The sequence below is a fragment of the Marivita sp. S0852 genome, from assembly GCF_046591575.1.
In the GTDB taxonomy this organism is placed as follows: Bacteria; Pseudomonadota; Alphaproteobacteria; order Rhodobacterales; family Rhodobacteraceae; genus Marivita.
Genome location: NZ_JBIQWA010000012.1, coordinates 26,908 through 48,846 on the forward strand (window position 1 = coordinate 26,908; position 21,939 = coordinate 48,846).

General features: G+C 59.6%; 23 protein-coding genes. 11 read left to right on the forward strand and 12 right to left on the reverse strand.

Annotation, left to right across the window (positions count from 1 at the left end; all coding sequences use genetic code 11):
• Positions 1-99: 99 nt before the first annotated feature.
• Positions 100-1,005: a LysR family transcriptional regulator gene (locus ACG74X_RS18815; protein ID WP_411236795.1), complete on the reverse strand. Its 906-nt coding sequence runs from the start codon at positions 1,003-1,005 to the stop codon at positions 100-102.
• A gap of 219 nt (positions 1,006-1,224) precedes the next feature.
• Here ACG74X_RS18815 and ACG74X_RS18820 point away from each other — a divergent pair, with 219 nt between their 5' ends.
• Positions 1,225-1,668, forward strand: coding sequence for a DUF4399 domain-containing protein (locus ACG74X_RS18820; RefSeq protein ID WP_411236797.1), 444 nt, complete (start codon positions 1,225-1,227; stop codon positions 1,666-1,668).
• Between the two features lie 47 nt (positions 1,669-1,715).
• On the opposite strand, the gene ACG74X_RS18825 is transcribed toward ACG74X_RS18820, so the two are convergent.
• The 4 genes from ACG74X_RS18825 to ACG74X_RS18840 form a co-directional block, all read right to left on the reverse strand.
• The gene (locus tag ACG74X_RS18825; protein WP_411236799.1) at positions 1,716-2,276 is read right to left on the reverse strand and encodes a type 1 glutamine amidotransferase domain-containing protein; all 561 of its coding nucleotides are present in this window, start codon (positions 2,274-2,276) and stop codon (positions 1,716-1,718) included.
• Positions 2,277-2,364: 88 nt separating this feature from the next.
• The gene (locus ACG74X_RS18830; protein WP_411236801.1) at positions 2,365-4,392 is read right to left on the reverse strand and encodes an FAD-dependent oxidoreductase; all 2,028 of its coding nucleotides are present in this window, start codon (positions 4,390-4,392) and stop codon (positions 2,365-2,367) included.
• A 63-nt stretch (positions 4,393-4,455) separates the two neighbouring features.
• A complete protein-coding gene (locus ACG74X_RS18835) occupies positions 4,456-5,634 on the reverse strand; it encodes a TIGR03862 family flavoprotein (RefSeq protein WP_411236803.1) in 1,179 nt (392 codons plus the stop codon).
• A complete protein-coding gene (locus ACG74X_RS18840; protein ID WP_411236805.1) occupies positions 5,631-5,771 on the reverse strand; it encodes a hypothetical protein in 141 nt (46 codons plus the stop codon). Before ACG74X_RS18840 ends, ACG74X_RS18835 begins: the two co-directional genes overlap by 4 nt.
• Positions 5,772-5,862: 91 nt before the next feature.
• Between ACG74X_RS18840 and ACG74X_RS18845 the strand changes: the two genes are divergently transcribed.
• Positions 5,863-6,180: an HNH endonuclease gene (locus tag ACG74X_RS18845; protein WP_411236807.1), complete on the forward strand. Its 318-nt coding sequence runs from the start codon at positions 5,863-5,865 to the stop codon at positions 6,178-6,180.
• A gap of 66 nt (positions 6,181-6,246) precedes the next feature.
• Here ACG74X_RS18845 and ACG74X_RS18850 read toward each other — a convergent pair whose 3' ends face one another.
• The 4 genes from ACG74X_RS18850 to ubiA form a co-directional block, all read right to left on the reverse strand.
• Positions 6,247-6,549: a hypothetical protein gene (locus ACG74X_RS18850; RefSeq protein ID WP_411236809.1), complete on the reverse strand. Its 303-nt coding sequence runs from the start codon at positions 6,547-6,549 to the stop codon at positions 6,247-6,249.
• 158 nt (positions 6,550-6,707) lie between these two features.
• Positions 6,708-7,034 (reverse strand): hypothetical protein, encoded by a 327-nt coding sequence (locus ACG74X_RS18855; protein WP_411236811.1) that lies wholly within the window; start codon positions 7,032-7,034, stop codon positions 6,708-6,710.
• Positions 7,021-8,907 carry an OmpA family protein gene (locus ACG74X_RS18860; RefSeq protein ID WP_411236813.1) on the reverse strand — a complete coding sequence of 629 codons (1,887 nt, stop codon included), beginning with the start codon at positions 8,905-8,907 and terminating at the stop codon, positions 7,021-7,023. The genes ACG74X_RS18855 and ACG74X_RS18860 overlap by 14 nt, the downstream gene beginning before the upstream one ends.
• 89 nt (positions 8,908-8,996) lie before the next feature.
• Positions 8,997-9,962, reverse strand: a complete 966-nt coding sequence (gene ubiA / locus ACG74X_RS18865; protein WP_411236815.1) for a 4-hydroxybenzoate octaprenyltransferase — start codon at positions 9,960-9,962, stop codon at positions 8,997-8,999.
• A 12-nt stretch (positions 9,963-9,974) separates the two neighbouring features.
• On the opposite strand from ubiA, the gene ACG74X_RS18870 reads away from it, so the two are divergent.
• The 3 genes from ACG74X_RS18870 to ACG74X_RS18880 all read left to right on the forward strand — a co-directional run bounded on the left by ACG74X_RS18870 (position 9,975) and on the right by ACG74X_RS18880 (position 12,655).
• Entirely contained in the window at positions 9,975-10,694 is a 720-nt protein-coding gene (locus tag ACG74X_RS18870; protein WP_411236817.1) for a 16S rRNA (uracil(1498)-N(3))-methyltransferase, read from the forward strand.
• Entirely contained in the window at positions 10,691-11,221 is a 531-nt protein-coding gene (locus ACG74X_RS18875) for a hypothetical protein (RefSeq protein ID WP_411236819.1), read from the forward strand. Before ACG74X_RS18870 ends, ACG74X_RS18875 begins: the two co-directional genes overlap by 4 nt.
• Before the next feature lie 63 nt (positions 11,222-11,284).
• Positions 11,285-12,655: a glutamate--cysteine ligase gene (locus tag ACG74X_RS18880; protein ID WP_411236821.1), complete on the forward strand. Its 1,371-nt coding sequence runs from the start codon at positions 11,285-11,287 to the stop codon at positions 12,653-12,655.
• Positions 12,656-12,695: 40 nt separating this feature from the next.
• Here ACG74X_RS18880 and ACG74X_RS18885 read toward each other — a convergent pair whose 3' ends face one another.
• From ACG74X_RS18885 to ACG74X_RS18895, 3 genes are all read right to left on the reverse strand, one after another.
• Complete coding sequence (locus tag ACG74X_RS18885) at positions 12,696-14,273, reverse strand: gamma-glutamyltransferase family protein (protein WP_411236823.1); 1,578 nt, start codon at positions 14,271-14,273, stop codon at positions 12,696-12,698.
• Between the two features lie 323 nt (positions 14,274-14,596).
• Positions 14,597-15,052, reverse strand: coding sequence for an ATP-binding protein (locus ACG74X_RS18890; protein ID WP_411236825.1), 456 nt, complete (start codon positions 15,050-15,052; stop codon positions 14,597-14,599).
• A complete protein-coding gene (locus ACG74X_RS18895) occupies positions 15,012-15,350 on the reverse strand; it encodes an STAS domain-containing protein (protein ID WP_411236827.1) in 339 nt (112 codons plus the stop codon). The genes ACG74X_RS18890 and ACG74X_RS18895 overlap by 41 nt, the downstream gene beginning before the upstream one ends.
• A gap of 93 nt (positions 15,351-15,443) precedes the next feature.
• On the opposite strand from ACG74X_RS18895, the gene ACG74X_RS18900 reads away from it, so the two are divergent.
• From ACG74X_RS18900 to ACG74X_RS18925, 6 genes are all read left to right on the forward strand, one after another.
• Positions 15,444-16,607: a thiolase family protein gene (locus ACG74X_RS18900; protein WP_411236829.1), complete on the forward strand. Its 1,164-nt coding sequence runs from the start codon at positions 15,444-15,446 to the stop codon at positions 16,605-16,607.
• Between the two features lie 58 nt (positions 16,608-16,665).
• Positions 16,666-17,121 (forward strand): GAF domain-containing protein, encoded by a 456-nt coding sequence (locus ACG74X_RS18905; protein WP_411236831.1) that lies wholly within the window; start codon positions 16,666-16,668, stop codon positions 17,119-17,121.
• A 106-nt stretch (positions 17,122-17,227) separates the two neighbouring features.
• Complete coding sequence (locus tag ACG74X_RS18910; protein WP_411236833.1) at positions 17,228-17,800, forward strand: helix-turn-helix domain-containing protein; 573 nt, start codon at positions 17,228-17,230, stop codon at positions 17,798-17,800.
• A gap of 48 nt (positions 17,801-17,848) precedes the next feature.
• The gene (locus ACG74X_RS18915) at positions 17,849-18,532 is read left to right on the forward strand and encodes a LysE family translocator (RefSeq protein WP_411236835.1); all 684 of its coding nucleotides are present in this window, start codon (positions 17,849-17,851) and stop codon (positions 18,530-18,532) included.
• Positions 18,533-18,543: 11 nt separating this feature from the next.
• On the forward strand, positions 18,544-20,994 hold the full coding sequence (locus tag ACG74X_RS18920; RefSeq protein WP_411236837.1) for a GcvT family protein: 2,451 nt from the start codon (positions 18,544-18,546) through the stop codon (positions 20,992-20,994).
• Positions 20,991-21,866, forward strand: a complete 876-nt coding sequence (locus tag ACG74X_RS18925; RefSeq protein WP_411236839.1) for a homocysteine S-methyltransferase family protein — start codon at positions 20,991-20,993, stop codon at positions 21,864-21,866. Before ACG74X_RS18920 ends, ACG74X_RS18925 begins: the two co-directional genes overlap by 4 nt.
• Positions 21,867-21,939 lie beyond the last annotated feature (73 nt).

The following is a 21,939-nucleotide window of genomic DNA, read 5'->3' on the forward strand; positions in this document are numbered from 1 at the left end:
TGACCGCGCCGCGCCGCAACCCGGTGCCCACAAAAAAGCGCCCCGGAACAGCAGACCGGGGCGCAAGGTGTGTCTGTGTACAGACAAGGGAAGATGAAACTACCAGTCCTTGGGGCCCTTATCGCCGAACTGATGTACCAGAAAATCAATGAAAGCGCGCACTTTCGGCTGCGTAAACCGACCCGGAGGATACACCGCATAAATGCCCTGCGTGTCGACCGGCAGGTCCGGAATAGCATCCTCAACCAGCCCTTGCTCCATCGCATCGGCGTACAGGAAGGACGGCAAATACGCGATGCCAAGTCCCGCAACACAGGCGTTCAACAGCGATTGACCGTCATTCACAGACAACCATCCCGCCGTGCGCACCTGACGCTTCTCACCCGATGGTGCCGTCACTTTCCAGACATTGCCACTGGATTGGTTGGAGTAATGCAAAAGCTTGTGCTCGTTCAGGTCGTCAATCCGGCGCGGACGGCCATATTCCTCAAAATAGCCGGGCGAGGCGATCATGCGCTTGGTCGTCTCCGTCAGTTTGCGGGCGCGCAGCGTGCTGTCCTCCAGCTCGCCAATGCGCACCGCCATGTCAAACCCTTCCGAGATCAGTTCCACATAGCGGTTGTTCAGCACCATATTGACGGTAATGTCCGGAAAATCCGTTAAGAAATCCCCCAGAACCGGAGACAGGTGATTCACGCCAAAATCCGTCGCCACGGAAATCCGCAGCAGGCCAGACGGGGCGGATTGCATTGATGTGACCAAGGCGTCCGCCTCGCCCGCATCGTTCAACACGCGCCGGGCGCGATCATAATACGCCAAGCCAATTTCAGTCGGGCTGACCCGCCGTGTTGTCCGGTTCAAAAGCCGTGCTCCCAATCGCGCCTCAAGGCTGGACACATGCTTGGACACTGCCGATTTGGAAATGCCCATCTTTTTGGCCGCATCGGTGAAGCCACCTTGATCCACAACCGTGGCAAAGGCCTCCATTTCGGTAAGACGGTCCATACGTATTCCTCGTGTTTGTCGAGATAGGGTATGGCCGTCAAATCAGGCGTGACTTGGGCGCACTGCAGACAATATCTGGGTTTTATTCGGCAATGTCGTCCTTCGGGAAACAGCCCGCCCAAAGGCCAACATGCCTTGGCACGCGCTTTTTTTAGGCTACCTTACCCTAAGGAAGCCTATCCGACACAGGTCGGCGGCGTCCGAATATGGGAGGAAGAAATGAAGCATTTTGTCTTTGGGGCGGCCTTGGCGTTGTCCACCATTGGTGCAGCATGGGCCAGCGACACACCGGCACCGGAGGACGCGGCGCTCTATATCATCAATCTGGAAGACGGGGCCACGGTTCAATCACCCGTCCAGATCAAATTCGGTCTGCAAGGCATGGGCGTTGCCCCCGCCGGTGTTGAAAAGGAACAGACCGGGCACCACCATATCTACCTCAATCGCCCCGCCTTCGGTGAGGCCGAGAACGATGCCGAGATTGCCGCGAACGGGATTCCCAGCGATGACAATCACATCCACTTTGGCGGCGGTCAAACCGAGGTGTCGCTTGATCTTGAACCCGGCGAATACACCGTTCAGCTGGTACTTGGGGATCACTTCCACATCCCGCACAATCCGCCCGTGGTCAGTGAGCGCATCACCATTACCGTCACTGAATAAACAAAAGCCGGGCGCAAGGCCCGGCTTATCTGAGTTTTGCCAAAGGCTTACGCTGCTTTTCGCAGATGTTTGCCCTCTTCGATCTCTTCAACGATCTTGCTGACAAACGCCTTCAGGTCGTCTGGCTGACGACTTGTTACAATCGCCTGATCGACAACAACCTCTTCATTCTTCCAATTGGCACCGGCGTTTTTCACATCGGTTTTGATCGAATGATAAGAAGTGGCATCGCGGCCCTTCAAAATCCCGGCCTCGATCAAAACCCAGGGGGCGTGACACACCGCGGCAATCGTTTTGCCCTGATCGTGGAAAGCGCGGACCAGCGTTAATACGTCGTCATCGACGCGCAACAGGTCCGGGTTGATCTGACCGCCGGGAATGACCAGCGCGTCGTAATCATCAGCCCTCACCTCGGAAATCTTGGCATCCGCTTCGGCTTCACGGCCCCAGTCGCTGCCTTCCCAACCCTTGATGGCCTTGCCGTCAAGCGTTGCCACATGCAGATCGGCACCTTTGGCGCGCAGTTGGTCGCGGGGGAATTCAAGCTCTGATTGCTCAAACCCGTGGGTCGAAATAAGTAGAATTTTCGCGTCATTGATTGCAGGCATGGGTGACCTCCTGATTTGATGAATCTCCAAACGGGGCCTCACGCCCCGTTGTCTGATCCCTCAACGCATCATCAGGCCAAGACGTTCCTTACAGCGTTGCCGCCAATCGTGTGCCCTGATCAATCGCGCGCTTGGCATCCAGCTCTGCCGCCACATCCGCTCCGCCGATCACATGGCACGCAACGCCTTTTGCCTCCAACGCATCCGCCAATGACCGCTCCGGCAACTGCCCGGCACATAACACAACCGTATCACAGGCAATCATTTCAGGCCGCTCCCGCGATGCGCCATAGGAAATATGCAAGCCGTCAGCGTCAATGCGTTCATAATTCACGCCTGCCTTCATCTGCACGTCTTTCATCATAAGACTCATCCGATGAATCCAGCCCGTGGTTTTGCCCAGCCGCTTGCCGGGCTTCTCGGCCTTGCGCTGCAATAAGGTGACCGCGCGCGCAGGCGGTGTGGGCTGTGGTCCGTCCGGCGACAACCCAGAGCGTTCCTTGGCCGGGTCCGTGATGCCCCATTCGGTCATCCACTCCGGCAGATTCTCGGTCGGGCTGTCTCCTTCGTGGACAAGGTATTCCGAAACGTCAAATCCGATCCCCCCTGCGCCGACGACGGCGACATTTTGCCCGACCGGGGCATTGCCACGCAGCACATCGACATAACTCAACACGTTGTCCCCGTCCTGGCCGGGAATGCCCGGATCACGCGGAATGACACCTGTGGCAATCACCACATGATCAAATCCGTCCAGATCATCGGCACCAACCTCTTGACCCAGAACAACCGTAACACCGGTTTTGGACAGCATGGTGCGATACCAATCAACCAGCCCCCAGAACTCTTCCTTGCCCGGAACCTGTTTTGCCATATTCAGCTGTCCCCCAATTTCGTGGGCCTTGTCGAACAGCGTCACATCGTGCCCCCGCTCTGCCGCCGTGATCGCCGTGGACAGCCCCGCAGGTCCGGCCCCGACAACTGCAACGCGCTGGGGATTGGCAGTTTGTTCGACTTTCAACTCGGTCTCGAAACAAGCCCTCGGATTCACAAGGCAAGACGAGATTTTCATCTGAAACGTATGGTCCAGACAAGCCTGATTGCACGCAATACAGGGCGCGATCTGGGCCGCCTCACCCGCCATCGCTTTCGCAACGAAATCCGGATCAGCCAGGAATGGCCGCGCCATCGACACCATATCGGCACAGCCCTCGGCCAGCACCTCTTCGGCCACCTCGGGCGTGTTGATCCGGTTTGATGTGATCACCGGTATCCCCACCTTGCCCATCAGCTTTTTCGTCACCCAGGCAAAGGCCGCGCGCGGCACGCTGGTGGCAATCGTCGGAATCCGCGCCTCGTGCCAACCGATGCCGGTATTGATCAGCGTGGCCCCGGCCTTTTCGATCTCTTGGGCAAGTTGGACCACCTCGTCGTGGGTCGATCCGTTTGGCACAAGGTCAATCATCGACAACCGGTAGATCACAATGAACTCCGGCCCCACCGCCGCGCGCACCCGGCGGACCACTTCGATCGGCAGACGCATCCGGTTTTCGTACGACCCACCCCACCGATCCGTACGTTTGTTGGTGTGGGTGACAAGAAACTGGTTGATGAAGTACCCTTCCGATCCCATCACCTCGACCCCGTCATACCCCGCCTCTTTTGCCCGTTTCGCGGCGGTCACGATGTCGGCGATCTGCTTTTCGATACCATCCTCGTCCAACTCTGTCGGCACAAAAGGAGAGATCGGCGATTTGATGGCAGACGGGGCCACACATTCCTTGCCATAAGCATAGCGCCCCGCATGCAAAATCTGCATCGCGATCTTGCCGTCAGCCTCATGAACACGATCTGTCACCAACCGGTGGTTTGCAATGTCCTGATCCGAAAACAAACCCGACGCCCCCGGAAACACCCCGCCTTCGCGATTCGGGGCCATGCCGCCCGTGACCATCAAAGCCACCCCACCCCGCGCCCGCGCGGCATAGAATTCCGCCGCGCGGTTCCAGTCGCCGGTTTCTTCAAGGTTCGTGTGCATCGACCCCATGAGCACGCGGTTTTTCAGCGTCGTGAACCCAAGGTCCAACGGGGCAAGCATATGTGGATAGCTGGTCATGACGGCCTCCCTTTGCGCGTTGGTGCCACGTGCCAAGTTGACCTGTCACGCCCCGACGTCACGTCACGGACGGTTAAACTCCGCCGCGTGCCGTCCGGCCCAAAGCCCGGTGGCGAAACAGGCGGTCAAAAGATAACCGCCCGTCGGCGCATCCCAATCCAGCATTTCACCGGCACAAAACACGCCCGGTCGATCCCGCAGCATCAGCCTATCGTCAAGCGCGGCAAAGGCCACCCCGCCGGCGGTTGAAATCGCCTCGTCCATCGGCCGCAAACCCGCGTGCCGGATCGGAATGGCTTTTAATACGGCGGCCAGCGAAACGGTGTCGGTCGGAACGTTTGGAACAAATTCCCGCATGACGGCCTGTGCCGCAGATGACAGTTTCAACCTGCGTCGCAAGTGATTGCTTAAACTCTGTTTGCCTTGTGTCTTGGACAGTTTCGCAGCAATCGCATCCGGCGTCAGATCGGGTAGCAGATCCAGATGCAGATCTGCCCCCTCCCGCAGCGCAGGCGTGAGCGAATACACACCCCCACCCTCTAGCCCGCGCTCGGAAATCACGATCTCTCCCCGAGACATCTTTGGGCCCGCATGTAAGGCAATGTTCTTCAAAGGTGCGCCGAAATGCCGGGTCATGTGGGAAGACCAAGTCACACGCACCCCGGAATTCGAGGGCGCAAATGCCGATAGCGCAATACCCTGTTGCGCAAACAGCTTTGCCCATTCTCCGTCCGACCCCAGTCGCGCCCAACTCGCCCCGCCCAATGCAAGGGCCGTCACGCGCGGCGTCAGAACGCGCTGTCCATCCGGGGTATCAAACACGAATGTGTTCCTGTCCCACCCGGTCCAGCGCCACCGCGTCTGCCGATACAGCCCCATGCCATCCAGACGGGCCAACCATGCGCGCAACAAGGGCGATGCCTTCATGGCCGTTGGGAAAAGCCGCCCCGTTGACCCTGTGAACGTGCTTTGTCCCAGCCCCTCTGCCCATGCCTGCACATGCTTTGGTCCAAACGCGGTCAGGCTGTCCGTCAGCACGGGTGGAGCCGTGCCGTACGCCTCAAGAAACGGTTCCATGGCCTGCATCTTGGTCAGGTTCAGACCGGACTTGCCCGCCATAAGGAATTTGCGACCCAAAGACGGTTTCGCATCGACCAGTGTCACCGCCCGACCCGCCGTCAATAGAGCATCCGCCGCCATCAACCCGGCAGGTCCGCCACCGATGACCAGCGCATCTGTCATGCCGCGTCCGGAGCGTTGCGCATGTCGACATCAACGCCGCTGTCGGCAAAGCCGCGCCGCGCAATCTCGTGGACCGACCGCGCGGTGGCCGCCGCGTGCTGAATTATGCGATGGCGTGCAAGGAGATCCCACTCCATGGCGATTCCCTTGAAATCTCTTTGATCCATCTCAGCTTGATGCCTTGAGCCACCCGCTTGCACAAGTGCCCGAACCAGAGCCGAAACACCCATGTCGCATTCAGACCCGATTTGTCCTTTGTGCCTGCGCCCGATCCCGGCGGGTGTAAAACAAAGCCAACATCATCTGGTACCCAAGCTGAAAGGCGGCAAAGGCGGGCCGACGATTCTGATCCACCAGATGTGCCATAACGAAATTCACGCAACCCTAACCGAAGCCGAACTCGCGCGTGACTATAACACACCCGAGGCACTGAGGGCACATCCGAAACTGGCAGCGTTTTTCAAGTGGGTGTCGAAAAGACCGGGCGATTTTCACGCCCGCAGCACACGCAGTCTGCGCAAGCAAAATTCCCGCAAACGCAGATAGGTCCGTTTTGGCCCTATTGTTTCGCACGCGAAACATTGAGACCGAAACGGACCTATTAAAGTTCTGTTAACCTTTGGGCATGCCCCTGTTTCCCGCACGGCCGCCCGCAATCGCGGCCAGCCCTCCGACAAGAAAGCCAACTCTGCGCCCATAACGGCCCATCAAAAGTAAAAACGGCCCTGTCACGACAAGCCCTGCAAAGGTTTGCACCGAGGGCGGCAGGGTGGCGAGGGCCGGGTGAGGAGCAAGCAGAACCCCTGCCAGACCACCCAGAATGATCAGCATGGGCATGACAGATCCCAGGATCGTATTGGCCGCGATCAGCCCAACGAAGTTGATGTTGACGCCGGGCTGTTGAGTATGTGGCATGAGCGGTCTGTTCCATGTGTACTCTCGTCACAGCACGATCCTAGCCGCTCAGAGATATGTCCCGAAGGGTCTATTCCAGCTCAGCATCAGCAGCGCAAAACTGACGCTGTGCGTCAGAGTCTTTGGACAGGGCAACACATACGCGCACCGCCGTCGATTTAGGATGCGTTCATCCGTTCCATATGGGCCCGCATTTCCTCGGCCTCTTGCCGCGCGTCGCGCAAGCCTTCCATTGCGGCGGACAGCTCGGCTTCGGTCTGGGCCAGTTGATTGGTCAGTTCGGCCTCTCGCTGCTGCAGATAGGTGATCGCCTGATCGCGGGTTTCTTCGGCTTCGTGCAATTCCTGGCTCATGCGCTCAAGTTGGTCCATGTCGGCCTGACTGACCCGAGTGAAACGGTGCACAAGCCAATTGGCAAACCAGCCCAGACAAAACGCGACAAACAGAATGATCGCTGTTGTAATGACAAACTCAGTTCTGTTCATCGGGTGTTCCTTCGGCGCCGTCAGTTTCGGCTGTTTCGCCCGTTGGCGCGGATTGTTCAATACTCTCCAGCGTTGTCTCGGAATCCGGGGTGGGTTCGGGGCGAAGCAGCTTGAATTCGATCCGGCGGTTGGCTTCGCGGCCTTCTTCGGTGTCATTGCTTGCGATCGGACGCTCTTCGCCGTAGCCGCGCACCTGGTAGCTGGCGGTCAGGACGCGCCGCTCTCGCAAGGCATCCAGCACCGATTGGGCACGATCCTTGCTCAGTTGCAGGTTCATGACCTCGCGCCCCTGGCTGTCGGTATGACCCGCGATGACAAGTGGGATATCCCCGCACAAATTCAGCAGCTCTGCGATTTCGTCCATGATGTCCTGGGTCGAGGCATCAAGCGTCGCCGATCCGGGTTCGAAGGAAATCTTGCGGTCGCCGATGATTTCAACGATCTGCGCCTCGCATTCTTCAGGGGTTGGAATGCCCAGAAGCGGATCAAGCTTTTCCTGATAGGTGACCGAGATCTCGTATTCTTCGGCATTGCCCAGCTTTTCCGCAAGCAGCCCGGCAATTTCGGAACTGGCATTCTGGTTGCCGGTGTTGCCGGACACGGTCAGCGCGTCCGGCGTGACAAGAACCGCCCCGTTGGACAAGCGCGACAAGGCTTCGAGACCCGCCAACACCCGGTTGGACCAGCTTGGCGGCAGAGTTTCATCCACCCGTGCGGTTGTGCGCACCGTGCTGGAGCCGAAAACAGCGCGGGCAAAGCTGTCTGCGGTCTGGCGCGAAATCTCGCTGTTGATGCGCCCGCGCAATTGAACATCGCCTTCCGGGCTGCGGGTTGCGGTGAATTCCGGGATACCTGCGGGCTCTTCTGCGGGCGGTTTCGGCAGGGTGGCTTTGACAACAAAAACACCCGGCAAATCGTTCTCAAGCTCACCGACGACGCGGTCAAACAGGCTTTGATCGGTGCCTTCCAGGGCAAAGACGGTTACATCGACATCGGCAAAGGTGATGCTGCCGCCCCCCAGCTGGTCAATGGCGGTGATTCCCATCGCGGCGGCCTCGCCCCACGCGCTGGTCGGTGTTCCCAGGCCCAGACGACACTCTACCTTGCCCGTCAGACCGGCCGCCGCGGCGGCTTCCAGAATGGTCGTCCGGTCCGCCTCGGTCGGGGCAGAACAGGCGTCAAAGCGGGCACCCTCTGCATCCTGAATAAAGCGCAGGGTGAACGGCGAAATCACCGGACGCGGCGCGGTGATTTCGAGCGCCAGCCGCAGATCATCACCAGCGCGGCGGGCAAGATCGGCTTCGACACGGCGTCGCGTGTCTTCGCTGTCAACCGCCCCTTTGATGGACACGCGGCCCGCCTCGATCGAGATTTTCGACCGATCCAGAATGCGCAGCACCGACACAGAATAATCAAGGGCATTGTCCCAGCCGTCGGGCACCGGATAATCCGCCACCTCCAGCAGGTCAGCCACCGGCACGTCCGGAACGGCCCGTTCGATTCGGGCGACAAGATCCTCTCGGTCGGTTTCGGCGGGCATGAGGCCGATCAGGGAAATGCCGCCATCCGTTCGCAAGACTTCGATTGAAAACCGGGGCGGAGCAAGGCGGTCGCTGTCAACGATGTCGATCTGATCAATCACACGCGCGGTGTCGACAACGCGACCTGCCGCACTTAACGCCTGAAATCGCGCGGCTTCGGTGGGGGCGGTGCCGATCAGGAAAACCTGCAACCCGTTGGTATCGACATCCGCCCAGGTCAGGGCATCGCGATCCAGTTCCGTGCGCACCGCCTGTTCAGAGCTGTTTTCAACGACACCCGCCGAAAACCACGCTGCCGCCAGGCTTAGGACAGCCGCAGAAAAAAAGGCCATTGCCAGAATGAAAACAGAGGATAGGCGCATCGGCATTCCGCGTCAGATGAGGTTGGTTTAGCGATACGCCTCAGGACGCAGGAGTGCAATCATACCAGCACGGCAATGGCGAAAAACAGCACGGGCAAAAGTGCGGCATTTCGGTTGGATCGGAACAGTTCAAGCAAACGATCCCCATCATCCAGTTTAAGCCGCCGCAGCTGCCACAGCATGTGCCAGCCCATCGCCCACGGCCCGACAAGCGCCACCAAGAGCGCAAAGATGTCGCCGCGTGGGGCCGCCAGAATGATGGCGTAGCCCATCAAAGCAACACAGATCACCAAAAACCATGCAAGGTATTTGGGCGTTTCGTCGCCGAACAGCCGCGCTGTTGATTTGACACCGATCAACGCGTCGTCTTCGATATCCTGATGGGCATAGATGGTGTCGTAAAACAGCGTCCAGACCAGTCCTGACGCGTATAACACGACCGCAGGCCATTGAAGTTCTCTGGTATGTGCCGTCCAGGCCAGCAATGCCCCCCAATTGAACGCGAGCCCCAGAAACACCTGCGGCCACCATGTGATTCGTTTGGCAAAGGGATAAATCGCCACCGGAACAAGTGCGACGATCCCAAGCAGAATCGCCTGGGTCGGAAAGGTGATCAGGATCAGCAAGGCGACCAGCGATTGCAAAACGGCCCAGGCCAGTGCCTTTTTCGCTGTGGTTTGGCCCGACGGAATCGGCCGGGAGGCCGTGCGCGCAACCGAGCCGTCAAAATCGCGGTCGGTGATGTCATTCCAGGTACAGCCCGCACCGCGCATCAGGATCGCCCCGATCCCGCAGCCAGCGATGATCCAAAGATCAAAAAGGCGCATGTTTCCGGTGTGAAACATGGCCAACAACGTACCCCAGACGCAGGGAAGATAGAGCAACCACGTTCCGATAGGTCGATCCGCGCGGGACAATCGCAGATAGGGACGTGCCCATTTCGGAGCGCGCGTGTCCACCCAATTGCCCGAAACGGCGTCGGCGACCTGACCCGTGTGGTCTGGTGTTGTCTGCGGGCCGGACATATGTGTTGCTCCATGAGTGCAAAGATCAGACTTTTTGTAGATCACCCGCTTGGGGTGGCACAACCGGTCCCTCTGACGCGGGAGCAGGCGCATTACCTGTTTGGCGTGATGCGTGTGTCGGTCGGATCAAATGTGGCGTTGTTCAATGGTGCCGACGGCGAGTGGCAGGCGCATGTGGCCGAGGCGGGCAAGCGCGGTGGAGTTTTGGTCTGTGAGCAGCCATCCAAGCCGCAAAGCCTGCCCCCGGACCTGTGGCTGCTGTTTGCCCCGATCAAAAAGGCGCGCACCGATTTTATTGTCGAAAAGGCTGTCGAGATGGGGGTGCGGCGCATTCTGCCCGTTCAGACGGCATTCACGAATTCGGACCGCATTCGACAGGACCGGCTGCAAGCCCACGCGGTCGAAGCGGCAGAGCAATGTGGTGCCACGTTTGTGCCGGAGGTTGCCGCGCTGACCAAGCTGGATCAGGTGCTCAAGACCTGGGACACATCGCGCTATATCGCGTTTTGTGACGAAACACTGGCCGGAGATGCGGAACGTCTGCCCTCAAAATCGGGGCCGTGGGCCATTCTGATCGGTCCGGAAGGCGGCTTTTCACCGGATGAGCGGGATCGTCTGCATCATCTGGATCATGCCCATCCGATCAGCCTTGGCCCCCGGATTTTACGCGCCGACACGGCGGCGGTTGCGGCTTTGACCCTGTGGCAGATGGCGCTTGGAGACTGGGCATGAGTTTCGTGCGCCCTGCAGCACGGGCCCATCTGATGCGGTGGCGCGAGGCGCTTATTGGTGCGGCGATCCTTGTTCTGGGTCTGTATTGGAGTTTTGGCGTCACTCCGGGGCTGCTGTCGTGGATCGGGTATCTTGCCATTCTTGTTGGCGCTGCGTTGGGGGTGGCGGGTCTGCAAAAAGGCCGGTCGCGCCATGGCGGTGGCGGCCCGGGAGTGGTTCAGGTGATAGAGCGGCGGATCGGATATTTCGGCCCCCTAACCGGCGGGTTGGTTGATGTTGATGCCATCACGTCGCTGAATTTTGACCCAACGCAGCATCCTGCGACCTGGGTAATCACACATGACAACGGACCGGCCCTGCATATTCCGCTTACCGCCGAAGGTGCGGATGCTTTGTTTGACGTGTTTTCAGGGCTTCCCGGCCTCAGCCCCGGTCGGATCGCGTCGGTCGCCCAGCGCGACGGGGATCATCCTGTTGTGCTTTGGCGCAGGGCAGATCTTCAGCAACGCATTGCCCGCCTGCATTGACACCCTGGATAAATCGGCCCAAGGCTGCCCGCAACTGTCGAGCAGCAAGACCGGAGACACGCCATGTCCATTCCACAATCGGGCGGCGGGCCCATCGAACACCACGATCAGCTGGCCGCATATCTTGCGGATGGCTGTAAGCCCAAAAAAGACTGGCGCATTGGCACCGAACACGAAAAATTCGGCTACTGCAAAGATACGCTCAAGCCCCTGCCCTATGACGGAGAGCGCTCTATTCTGGCGGTTCTGGGCGGATTGCGCGACAGGCACGGCTGGGCCCCGATCATTGAAGCGGGCAACCTTATCGGCCTTGAAAAAGATGGTGCGAATATCTCGCTTGAACCCGGAGGCCAGCTTGAGCTGTCTGGCGCGCCGCTTGAGACGATTCACCAGACCTGTGACGAGGTGAACCAGCATCTGGTTGATGTGAAATCAATTTCTGATGAAATCGGCGTGGGGTTCATCGGGCTTGGGGCGGCTCCGATCTGGACCCATGACGACATGCCTTTGATGCCGAAGGGGCGCTACGCGCTGATGGACACGTATATGCAAAAGGTCGGGACGGCGGGCACCACGATGATGCGCCGGACCTGTACGGTTCAGGTCAATCTCGATTTCTCGTCCGAGGCCGATATGGTGCAGAAGATGCGCGTTGCGCTGGCGTTGCAACCGGTCGCCACGGCTTTGTTTGCCACATCGCCGTTCTTTGAAGGCAAGGTCAACGGCCACAAAAGCTGGCGGTCGCGCGTGTGGCGGCATTTGGACGAAGATCGCACCGGCATGTTGCCCTTTGTGTTCGAGGACGGATTCGGGTTTGAGGCCTGGGTGCGATATGCGCTCGATGTGCCGATGTATTTCGTCTACCGCGACGGCGTGTATCACAACGCGCTGGGGCAGTCGTTCCGCGACTTCCTCAAAGGTGAATTGCCTGCTTTGCCGGGCGAGACCCCAACCCTGTCCGATTGGGCCGATCATCTGACAACCATTTTCCCCGAAGCCCGCGTCAAGAAGTTCATAGAAATGCGCGGGGCGGATGGTGGTCCCTGGCGCCGGCTATGTGCGCTGCCTGCCTTTTGGGTGGGACTGACCTATGATCAAACCGCGCTGGATGCGGCGTGGGATCTTGTCAAAAACTGGGATGCCGACACCCGCGAGGCGTTGCGCGTTGCGGCATCGGTTGATGGGCTGCAGGCCAGTGTCGGGGGCATCCGAATGCTTGATCTGGCCAAAGAGGTTTTGGATATCGCCGAAGCCGGCCTTGTGGCCCGCGCCCGCCCCGGTGCCGGCGGGCTGGTGCCAGACGAGACCCACTTTCTCAACGCGTTGAAGGAAAGCGTTGAAAGCGGGCAAACGCTGGCGGATGAATTCCTTGATCATTACAATGGCGACTGGAATGGCGACATCACGCGCATCTATTCGGAATACAGCTATTGATCAGCGGAAGGTCGGACAGCACTGCCCGACCTTTGCCTGCTTAATACCCGATCGCGCACCCGTCTTTGCGGGGATCTGAGGCCCCTTCAAGCACGCCATTTTCATGGATCAGAATCGCCTGTGCGCCGCCGATGGCGACTTCGGGTGTTTCAACGTCATGGCCCATCTCCATCAATTCGCGGCGCACCGCATCAGAGTACCCACGTTCGACCATCAGCTTGCCGTTTTCTGCAAAACTGCGCGGGGCATCCAGGGCCGCTTGCGGCTCCATGCCAAAGTCGGTCATGTTCGAAACCGCCCGTGCGTGACCACAGGACTGATACTGCCCGCCCATCACACCAAAGGGCATGGACACGCGGCCCGCATCGCGCAGCATGGCGGGAATGATGGTGTGCATGGGCCGCTTGCCGCCGCCATATTCATTGGCGTGCCCCGGTTCGAGCGTAAAACCGGCACCGCGATTCTGGAACAAAATTCCATATTTTTCAGAGGCATGGCCCGAGCCGAAACTGTGGAAGATCGAATAGATCAGCGACACGGCCATGCGATCCCGATCCACAACGGTGATGTAAATTGTATCTTTGTGAACCGCCTCACTCAGCGCGGCCGGACCGGCCATGGCTTTTTTGGGGTCAATCAACGCGGCCAGGTTCCGGGCCGTCTCCATCGACAGCATGTGATCCAGCCTGGTCATATGATCCGGGTCGGCCACAAACCTGTTGCGCGCATCATAGGCGAGTTTGGTGGCTTCCGCTTCGATATGCGTGCGCTGCGCGCCGAACGGGTCAAGATCGGCCATATCAAACTGGGACAGGATATTGAGCAAGAGAATCGCTGTCGCACCCTGGCCGTTCGGCGCATGTTCCAGAAGTTCCCGGCCCCCGTAGGTGCCGCTGATTGGCTCTCCGACCGTGGTCGCGACATTGGCAAAATCCGCCTCGGTATGGACGCCGCCCAATGCGCCCAAGGTGGCCAGCATGTCTTCTGCGACCGGCCCTTTGTAAAAACCGTCGCGCCCCTCTTTTGCAATGCGCTTCAACGCGTCGGCCTGTGCCTCGAACCGGAACAGATCTCCGCGTTTCGGAACCGCGCCATTCGGCAGGAAATGCGTGCGCGCGTGACCCTGCAACAGATGTTCGTTTGTCTGCCAGTCCCAGGCGACCCGATCGGCAACCGGCACACCCTCTTCAAGATAGGCAATCGCCGGTGCGAGGCTGTCTGCGATGCCCAGCTTTCCCCAGGAGTCGGACATCGTGCAAAACGCGTCTACCGCGCCGGGGATGGTTATCGCTTCTGGCCCGTGTTCCGGCACAACCGGATGACCGGCCGCGCGCAACTGCTCGGCATTGGCGGCGGCAGGGGCGCGCCCCGATCCGTTGACAGAGATAACATCATCGCCGCCTGCTGGCGAAACCAAGGCAAAACAATCACCCCCAATGCCGGTCATGGCCGGTTCCGCCTGACCCAGAATGACCGCGCCCGCAATCGCGGCATCCATCGCGTTTCCACCGCGCTTCAGGATGCCGATGGCGGCTTCCGCGGCAAGCGGATGAGAGGTGGCGCATATCCCGTTGGAAGCCATCACGGCCGAGCGGCCCGGCTGTTGAAAATCTCGCATGTCGTAATTCCTTGTGACCAGCCAACAGGATGGACAGCCGTCAGGGCAACGTCAATCGGATATCTATGGGAAATCGGGAGAGTGGTATCCTCGACGCCGCACACTGGGTGGGGGCTATTAATGGCGCGGCGTCGAGGTGAAGCTATAAGCAGCTACCCTTACTGTATGACGCCCAACCACGCCCAAAATTCGGAACGATTGCGGCCATTCTGGGACATTAGGCGCAATTGCGGGAACAGACGCCCCTGAAACCCGGTTATTGCGCACAAGTATCGGATAATTCGATTTAATTTAGGTTTGATCCGGCGGTCGAATCGACCGGTTCACAGTTGCAAAACGAGGGTCAGGTGATTGCTGTGGCGCTGGCGCGTATACCGCACATCTGACATGATGGTCCTGATCAAAAACCACCCATATCCACCTTCGGCCAGAAGGTCCGGGTTCGGTGCCGTAGTCTTGGGCGGTTCGGCGTTCGGCATCGCAGAGCCCCAGTCCGTCAGGTGAATCTGCAGCTGCGTTTTCAGATCGACGATCCGAAGGGCGACCATGCCAAAATTCAGACCACAATAGGCATGCTCGGCGATGTTGTTCAGCGCTTCTGCCAATGCGATTTGAACATTGGTGCGATGCGCGTCTAACCCGTTGCGCGACAGGGCCGTATCGACATCCGCCAATATCTTTCGCGTGACATCCGGAACCGAGGGCAGGCACGTTGCAAAGATGCAGCCTTGTGCCGTGTCAGGTGTTTCCCGCAGCACACGCGTGATCCGCTGAGGCATGAATTGCGAATATCGTGTCCATTCGCGTCAGCCGGAATACTTTTTCAACGATCGGCTGCAAGGCGGCCAGTTCGAGGGATTGATCCGGACGCAATTGCTTCATCGACGCGACGACCGCACCAAGCCCGCTTGAATCGATAAATTCCACATTCGCCAGATCAAGAATGATCCGCCCGTCAAAACCAGCCGTGATCGCGCGCATGTCCTCTTTGAACTGAAGCGCGGTCGGAGCATCAATCCGTGTCGCCATGACACGGATCACCGTTGCAGTTGGGGTGGCGTCGACAATCAGTTCCATAAGTCCTCAGAGGTTTGATCTTGTCGCACCCTAGACGCCATTCGTTACCATCCGGTATGCAGGACCAAAGAAATCCACAGACGAGGTGAAACCATGGCCGAAGTTTTGATCACAGGGGCGTCGCGCACACCCATGGGTGGGTTTCAGGGGGCCCTGTCCGATATGACGGCCCCCGACCTGGGCGGTGCCGCGATCCGTGCGGCACTTGACCAATCGGGTGCCATGGCGATTGACGAAATGCTTATGGGCTGTGTCCTGCCTGCGGGCCAAGGGCAGGCACCGGCCCGTCAGGCGGGTTTTGCGGCGGGACTTGGCGATGACGTTCCGGCGACAACTCTGAACAAAATGTGCGGCTCCGGAATGAAAGCCGCCATGATGGGGTTCGATGCCATCGCGCTTGGGCGGGCCTCGACCATCGTGGCCGGTGGTATGGAAAGCATGACGAACGCGCCCTACCTGCTGCCGAAAATGCGCGCGGGCGCACGGATCGGGCATGGGCAGGTGATCGACCATATGTTTCTGGACGGGCTGGAGGATGCCTATGACAAAGGCCGCCTGATGGGCACTTTTGCCGAAGACTGTGCCGAGACCTTTCAATTCACCCGCGCGGCGCAGGATGACTATGCGTTGCGGTCCTTGTCCAATGCGATCGAGGCACAGACATCGGGTGCGTTTGACCGGGAAATAACCCCTGTGACGCTGATCAGCCGCAAAGGGGAGACTGTCCTGTCCGAAGATGAGCAGCCAGCAAATGCGCGCCCCGAAAAAATCCCACAGCTCAAACCCGCGTTCCGCAAGGATGGCACAGTGACGGCTGCGAATGCGTCTTCGATCTCTGACGGTGCGGCGGCCCTGGTGCTCAGCTCTGCTGACATGGCCGGTGACACGGCGCGGGCGCGCATCGTTGGTCATGCCAGCCATGCCCAGGCTCCCGGGCTTTTCACCACTGCCCCGGTGCCCGCAGCGCAAAAGCTGCTTGCCCGGATAGGCTGGTCGCCGTCGGATGTCGATTTGTGGGAAGTGAACGAGGCTTTCGCGGTTGTCCCGATGGCGTTCATGCATGAAATGGGTCTGTCCCGCGACATCGTGAATGTGAATGGCGGGGCCTGTGCGTTGGGTCATCCGATCGGAGCGTCGGGCGCCCGGATCATCGTGACCTTGCTCAATGCTCTTGAAAAGCGCAACCTCAAGCGCGGGGTGGCCGCCATCTGTATCGGCGGTGGCGAGGGCACGGCCATTGCCATCGAACGCGTCTGACTTTCTTTTTGCCTAAAATATCCCGGGGGTGTGGGGGCTGGCCCCCGCAAAGATCGACATGACAGACTACGCAACACTGGCTCAAACCATCCAATCGCTGACCAATGGCGAAACCGATACCGTTTCGCTCATGGCAACGGTCGCCTGTGAGGTGCATCATGCCGATGACCGGTTTGACTGGACCGGGTTTTACCGGGTGACGGGACCGGACATGCTCAAGATCGGGCCGTATCAAGGCGGGCACGGGTACCTGCACATCCCGTTTTCGCGTGGTGTCTGCGGAGCCGCGGCCCGGACCGGAGAGGTTCAGCTGGTCCCGGATGTAGACGCCTTTCCCGGCCATATCGCCTGCGCCTCCTCGACCCGGTCGGAACTGGTGTTGCCGATTTGGAACGGGTCAGGGCGTCTTTTGGGGGTGTTCGATATCGACAGCAATCAACCTGCCGCGTTTTCACAAGCAGATGCGGATGGTTTGGCGTCCATCCTGGCCAGGACATTCCACGCAGTGCCCTGAAACGCAGCTTTGCCAAACAGGAAAATCCGGCGCTGCGTGAAAAAGTCTTTGGATTTTTCACCGACTCATGCCATGAAAAATCATCGAATTTTTTCACGGTCGATCTATGCAGCACGATACAATCCTGCACAACAAGACGCTGGGTGCGGATCTTCGCGCGCTTCGCAAGGCACGCGGGCTGACATTGCAGGATATTGCGGACCGGTTGCACCGCTCTGTGGGATGGGTCAGTCAAGTCGAGCGCGATCTGTCAGAACCTTCGATCAGCGATCTGCGCCGTATTGCCAAACTGCTCGATGTTCCGCTGTCTTTGCTGTTCGGTCAGGTCGAGGCCAAAGCCGACGAGGCAGGTGTTGTCGTTCGCGCGGGCGCACGGCGCCCGATTGGCAATGGCTCAAGCGGTCTTGTCGAAGAGCTTTTGTCGCCGGACCTGTCAGACGATTTTGAAGTGGTGCATTCCACCTTCCAGCCACACAGCCGCGCAGGCGAGGTTATCACCCGGCCAACACAAGAGGTCGGGTATCTGGTGTCAGGAAAGCTTGACCTGATCATCAGCGGCACACGCTTTACGATTGAAACCGGGGACAGCTTTCGCATCAAGGAAGAACCGCACGAATGGATCAATCCCTATGACACACCAGCCGTTGCGATTTGGGTGATCGCGCCACCGGTGTATTGATGCCCGTGGCGGGCGGGACGGGATGTATGTCGGTTTTGCCGATATCCTGTGCCAGATCCAATCACATCACGCGGATTGGCAACAGCACAGTATGGTCTGGGGCTGCGTATGCTTGAGCTGGCCCTGTCAATTCCATTTTTGACCTACATGACCTTTCTGGGGGCGGCTGTTCTGCTGTATCTGACCCCCGGTGCGGACATGATGTTCACGCTGGCCAGCGGGATGCGCGGCGGCGCGCGTGCGGGCATGGCGGCCGCAGGTGGCATCGGGCTTGGCGTCATGGGCCATGTTATCCTTGCCGCTGGCGGTCTTGCGGTTTTGTTGCTCACCTATCCGATTGCCTATGACGCGCTGCGATATGCGGGGGCCGCCTATCTGCTGTGGCTGGCCTATCACAGCTGGACCGACACCAGGGATCCAGAGCGTCGCGAAGGCCGGAGCGACACATGGCGTGCCTTCCGGCGCGGTTTTGTCACCAACATCCTGAATCCAAAGGTCGGGCTGTTTGTGCTCGCCTTCCTGCCGCAGTTTGCCGATCCCACCATCGGGCCGGTCTGGCAGCAAATCCTGCTGCTGGGCACGCTGCTCGCCATTGGTGAACTGGCCACCTACTGCGTGCTTGGCGCGTTCGCCGGGTTTGCCGCAACCCGCATCAAGCGTGCCTCTCGCTGGATGGGCAAACTCTCTGCGATTGTCTTTGGCGGGCTTGCGATCCGTCTTGCCTGGAACTGAAGGAGACCCCCATGTCTGATTTTCCCACCACAGCCCGCGTCGTCATCATTGGCGGCGGCGTTGTCGGCACCTCTGCCTTGTATCATCTGGCCAAGGCGGGATGGACCGATTGCGTGCTACTGGAAAAGAACGAACTGACCGCCGGGTCCACATGGCACGCGGCAGGCAACTGTCCGTCCTTCAGCACGTCCTGGGCAGTGATGAACATGCAGCGCTATTCGCTGGAACTGTATCGCACGCTGGCCGATGAGGTTGACTACCCGATGAACTACCACGTCACCGGGTCGATCCGTCTGGGCCATTCCAAAGAACGCATGATGGAGTTTGAACGCGCCCGCGCCATGGGGCGGTATCAGGGGCTGGATCTTGAGATGATGTCGCTTTCGGACATGAAAGACCGTTACCCCTTCATGGAAACGCACGACCTCGCAGGCGGTCTGTACGACCCCGACGATGGCGACATTGACCCGGCGCAGCTGACACAGGCGTTGGCGAAAGGCGCGCGGCAGATGGGCGCGCGGATCGAACGGTTCTGCCCCGCAACCGGGGTCAGCCGTGATGGCGATGAATGGATCGTGCACACCGACAAGGGCGACATCCGCTGCGAAAAGGTGGTGAACGCCGCAGGCTATTACGCCCAGCGCGTTGGTGAGTGGTTCAAACCCTTCGGCGGGCGCACGGTGCCGATGACCGTGATGAGCCATCAGTATTTCCTGACCGAACCTGTGGCTGAACTGGAGGCATGGTCAAAGGAAAATGGTAAGCTGCCCCTTCTGCGCGATGTGGACAGCAGCTACTACCTGCGGCAGGAAAAGTACGGTTTGAACCTTGGACCGTACGAACGGAACGGCAAGGCGCACTGGATTATGCCAGACGATCCGATGCCCGAGGATTTCAGCTTTCAGCTTTACCCGGACGATCTTGAACGGCTCGAATGGTACATCGAAGACGCGATGGCGCGCGTACCGATCCTTGGCCAGTCTGGCGTGGGCCGGGTCATCAACGGGCCCATCCCATACGCACCCGATGGCCTGCCGCTGATTGGCCCGATGCCCGGCGTGCCCAATGCGTATGAAGCCTGTGTCTTCACCTTTGGCATCACCCAAGGCGGCGGCGCAGGCAAGGTGCTGGCCGAATGGGTCACCGAAGGCCAGACCGAATGGGACATGTGGGCCACCGATCCGCGCCGGTTCACCGATTACACCGATCAGGACTACTGCAACCAGAAAGCGATGGAGGTCTACGGGCACGAATATGCCATGCACTTCCCGTTCCACGAATGGCCCGCCGGGCGAAACAAGAAGCTGTCCCCCGCCGATGGGAAAGTGCGCGATCTGGGAGCAGTCATGGGGGTCTATAACGGCTGGGAACGCGCCAACTGGTTTGCCAAGCCGGGCGATGACACGTCCGAAGAAAGCACCCACACATGGGCGCGCAAAGGCCCGTGGGAACAGCGCGTGAAGGAAGAGGCCGAAGCGGTGCGCGACAGCGTCGGTGTCCTCGATCTGCCCGGGTTTTCGCGCTACTCGGTCAAAGGTCCGGGCGCGAAGGCGTGGCTTGACGGGCTGACCACCTCGCGCCTGCCCTCGCCGGGGCGGGTTGGGCTGGTCTATTTCGCCGACAGCCGCGGACGCATCCTGACCGAAATGTCGGTCTTCACCTATTCAGACGACGAACTGTCCCTGATCACCGCCGCCTCTGCGCAATGGCATGATTTCGAGATCCTGCGCGATGCCCTGCCAGCCGACGGCAGTCTCACCCTGACCGATCACACGACTGAGTATTCCGCGCTCATCGTCACTGGCCCCAAATCGCGGGAGCTTTTCAACAGGTTGGGCACCGATATCAACCTGAACGCGCCATGGCTGACCTTCCATGCCGGTCAGGTGGCAGGCATCCCCTGCACACTTGCACGCGTATCCTTCGCCGGAGAGCTTGGCTGGGAAATCCATGCCAAGGTCGCGGATATTCCGGTGCTGTATGACTTTGTGCTTGGCGCTGGGGCAACACCCATCGGGATGTATGCGCTCAACTCGCTGCGGCTTGAAAAAGGCTACCGCGCGTGGAAGGGCGATCTGTCGACCGATTATTCGCTGCTCGAAGGGGGGCTGGACCGCTTTGTCAAATTGGACAAACCGCAAGACTTCCCCGGCAAAGCCGCGCTGCTGAGTGAAAAGCAACAGGGCGTGAAAAAGCGCTTTGTGACGCTGACGGTCGATGCCGGGGAGTGTGACGCGCCCTATATGTCGTCGCTTTGGCACGATGGGCAGGTCGTGGGCGAAACCACCTCGGGCGGCTGGGGCTACCGCGTGAACACATCCATAGCTTTGGGGATGCTGCGCAGCGATCTGGTCGTCCCCGGCACCGAAGTGGATGTCGAGATTTACGGCGAGATGCGCAAAGCCGTTGTTCAGAAAGACGAACCTCTTTGGGACTCCAAAAACGAAAGGCTGCGCGCATGACAGATATAACGCTTCTTGATGGCGGCATGGGCCAGGAATTGCTGCGCCGCTCGGGCGCAGACCCGACGCCGCTTTGGGCGACGCAGGTGATGATCGCAGCCCCCAATCTGGTGCGCGACATCCACGCGGATTACTTTACCGCCGGCGCGCAGATCGCCACGACCAACACCTACGCCCTGCACCGCGACCGGCTGGAGGGCACAGGGTTCGAAGCGGATTTCGAAAAACTGTACCGCACCGCGCTCGACATGGCCTTGGAAGCACGCGACGCCCATGGTGGCGGGCAGATCGCTGGCAGCATTGGCCCCTTGGGGCAATCCTACCGCGCGGATGTGCAGCCGGACCATGACAAGGCAGTTGCGCTTTTTGCCGAGGTCGCGCGATTGCTGGTGCCGGACTGCGACCTGTTGTTGTTGGAAACGGTCGCCTCTGTCGCCCAAGCGCGCGCCGCGTTGGAGGGGGCATCTGGCAATGGAAAGCCGGTTTGGATCGCCTTCACCGTCGATGACGAAGACGGCACGAAACTGCGATCAGGCGAACCGTTGGCGGAGGCGGTTGCCGTCAGCGGATCGGCCGACGCCATGCTTGCCAACTGCTCGGCCCCGGAGGCGATGCCGGATGCGCTCGACATTCTTGGCACGGCAGGCAAGCCAACAGGGGCCTATGCCAACGCGTTCACGCAGATCACCAAGGATTTCCTGAAGCGCAAACCCGTGGTCGACGTTCTGACCGCGCGCCGCGACCTTGGTCCTGTCGCCTATGCCGACCATGCTGAAAAATGGCGCGACAAAGGTGCAACGATCATCGGCGGCTGTTGCGAAACCGGGCCAGAGCACATCGCCGAAATCGCGCGCCGCTTTATGCAAGATTAACGCCCCACCCCATGCTTCTTCTTTTCCCAAATATGCAAACGCCGTGCTGTGCCACGCGATCGAAAACCGGAGA

Bases quoted from the DNA above. Each gene is read 5' to 3' on its own strand.
- ACG74X_RS18815 (WP_411236795.1), bottom strand. From the start codon at position 1,005: ATGGACCGTCTTACCGAAATGGAGGCCTTTGCCACGGTTGTGGATCAA.
- ACG74X_RS18820 (WP_411236797.1), top strand. From the start codon at position 1,225: ATGAAGCATTTTGTCTTTGGGGCGGCCTTGGCGTTGTCCACCATTGGT.
- ACG74X_RS18825 (WP_411236799.1), bottom strand. From the start codon at position 2,276: ATGCCTGCAATCAATGACGCGAAAATTCTACTTATTTCGACCCACGGG.
- ACG74X_RS18830 (WP_411236801.1), bottom strand. From the start codon at position 4,392: ATGACCAGCTATCCACATATGCTTGCCCCGTTGGACCTTGGGTTCACG.
- ACG74X_RS18835 (WP_411236803.1), bottom strand. From the start codon at position 5,634: ATGACAGATGCGCTGGTCATCGGTGGCGGACCTGCCGGGTTGATGGCG.
- ACG74X_RS18840 (WP_411236805.1), bottom strand. From the start codon at position 5,771: ATGGAGTGGGATCTCCTTGCACGCCATCGCATAATTCAGCACGCGGCG.
- ACG74X_RS18845 (WP_411236807.1), top strand. From the start codon at position 5,863: ATGTCGCATTCAGACCCGATTTGTCCTTTGTGCCTGCGCCCGATCCCG.
- ACG74X_RS18850 (WP_411236809.1), bottom strand. From the start codon at position 6,549: ATGCCACATACTCAACAGCCCGGCGTCAACATCAACTTCGTTGGGCTG.
- ACG74X_RS18855 (WP_411236811.1), bottom strand. From the start codon at position 7,034: ATGAACAGAACTGAGTTTGTCATTACAACAGCGATCATTCTGTTTGTC.
- ACG74X_RS18860 (WP_411236813.1), bottom strand. From the start codon at position 8,907: ATGGCCTTTTTTTCTGCGGCTGTCCTAAGCCTGGCGGCAGCGTGGTTT.
- ubiA (WP_411236815.1), bottom strand. From the start codon at position 9,962: ATGTCCGGCCCGCAGACAACACCAGACCACACGGGTCAGGTCGCCGAC.
- ACG74X_RS18870 (WP_411236817.1), top strand. From the start codon at position 9,975: ATGAGTGCAAAGATCAGACTTTTTGTAGATCACCCGCTTGGGGTGGCA.
- ACG74X_RS18875 (WP_411236819.1), top strand. From the start codon at position 10,691: ATGAGTTTCGTGCGCCCTGCAGCACGGGCCCATCTGATGCGGTGGCGC.
- ACG74X_RS18880 (WP_411236821.1), top strand. From the start codon at position 11,285: ATGTCCATTCCACAATCGGGCGGCGGGCCCATCGAACACCACGATCAG.
- ACG74X_RS18885 (WP_411236823.1), bottom strand. From the start codon at position 14,273: ATGCGAGATTTTCAACAGCCGGGCCGCTCGGCCGTGATGGCTTCCAAC.
- ACG74X_RS18890 (WP_411236825.1), bottom strand. From the start codon at position 15,052: ATGCCTCAGCGGATCACGCGTGTGCTGCGGGAAACACCTGACACGGCA.
- ACG74X_RS18895 (WP_411236827.1), bottom strand. From the start codon at position 15,350: ATGGAACTGATTGTCGACGCCACCCCAACTGCAACGGTGATCCGTGTC.
- ACG74X_RS18900 (WP_411236829.1), top strand. From the start codon at position 15,444: ATGGCCGAAGTTTTGATCACAGGGGCGTCGCGCACACCCATGGGTGGG.
- ACG74X_RS18905 (WP_411236831.1), top strand. From the start codon at position 16,666: ATGACAGACTACGCAACACTGGCTCAAACCATCCAATCGCTGACCAAT.
- ACG74X_RS18910 (WP_411236833.1), top strand. From the start codon at position 17,228: ATGCAGCACGATACAATCCTGCACAACAAGACGCTGGGTGCGGATCTT.
- ACG74X_RS18920 (WP_411236837.1), top strand. From the start codon at position 18,544: ATGTCTGATTTTCCCACCACAGCCCGCGTCGTCATCATTGGCGGCGGC.
- ACG74X_RS18925 (WP_411236839.1), top strand. From the start codon at position 20,991: ATGACAGATATAACGCTTCTTGATGGCGGCATGGGCCAGGAATTGCTG.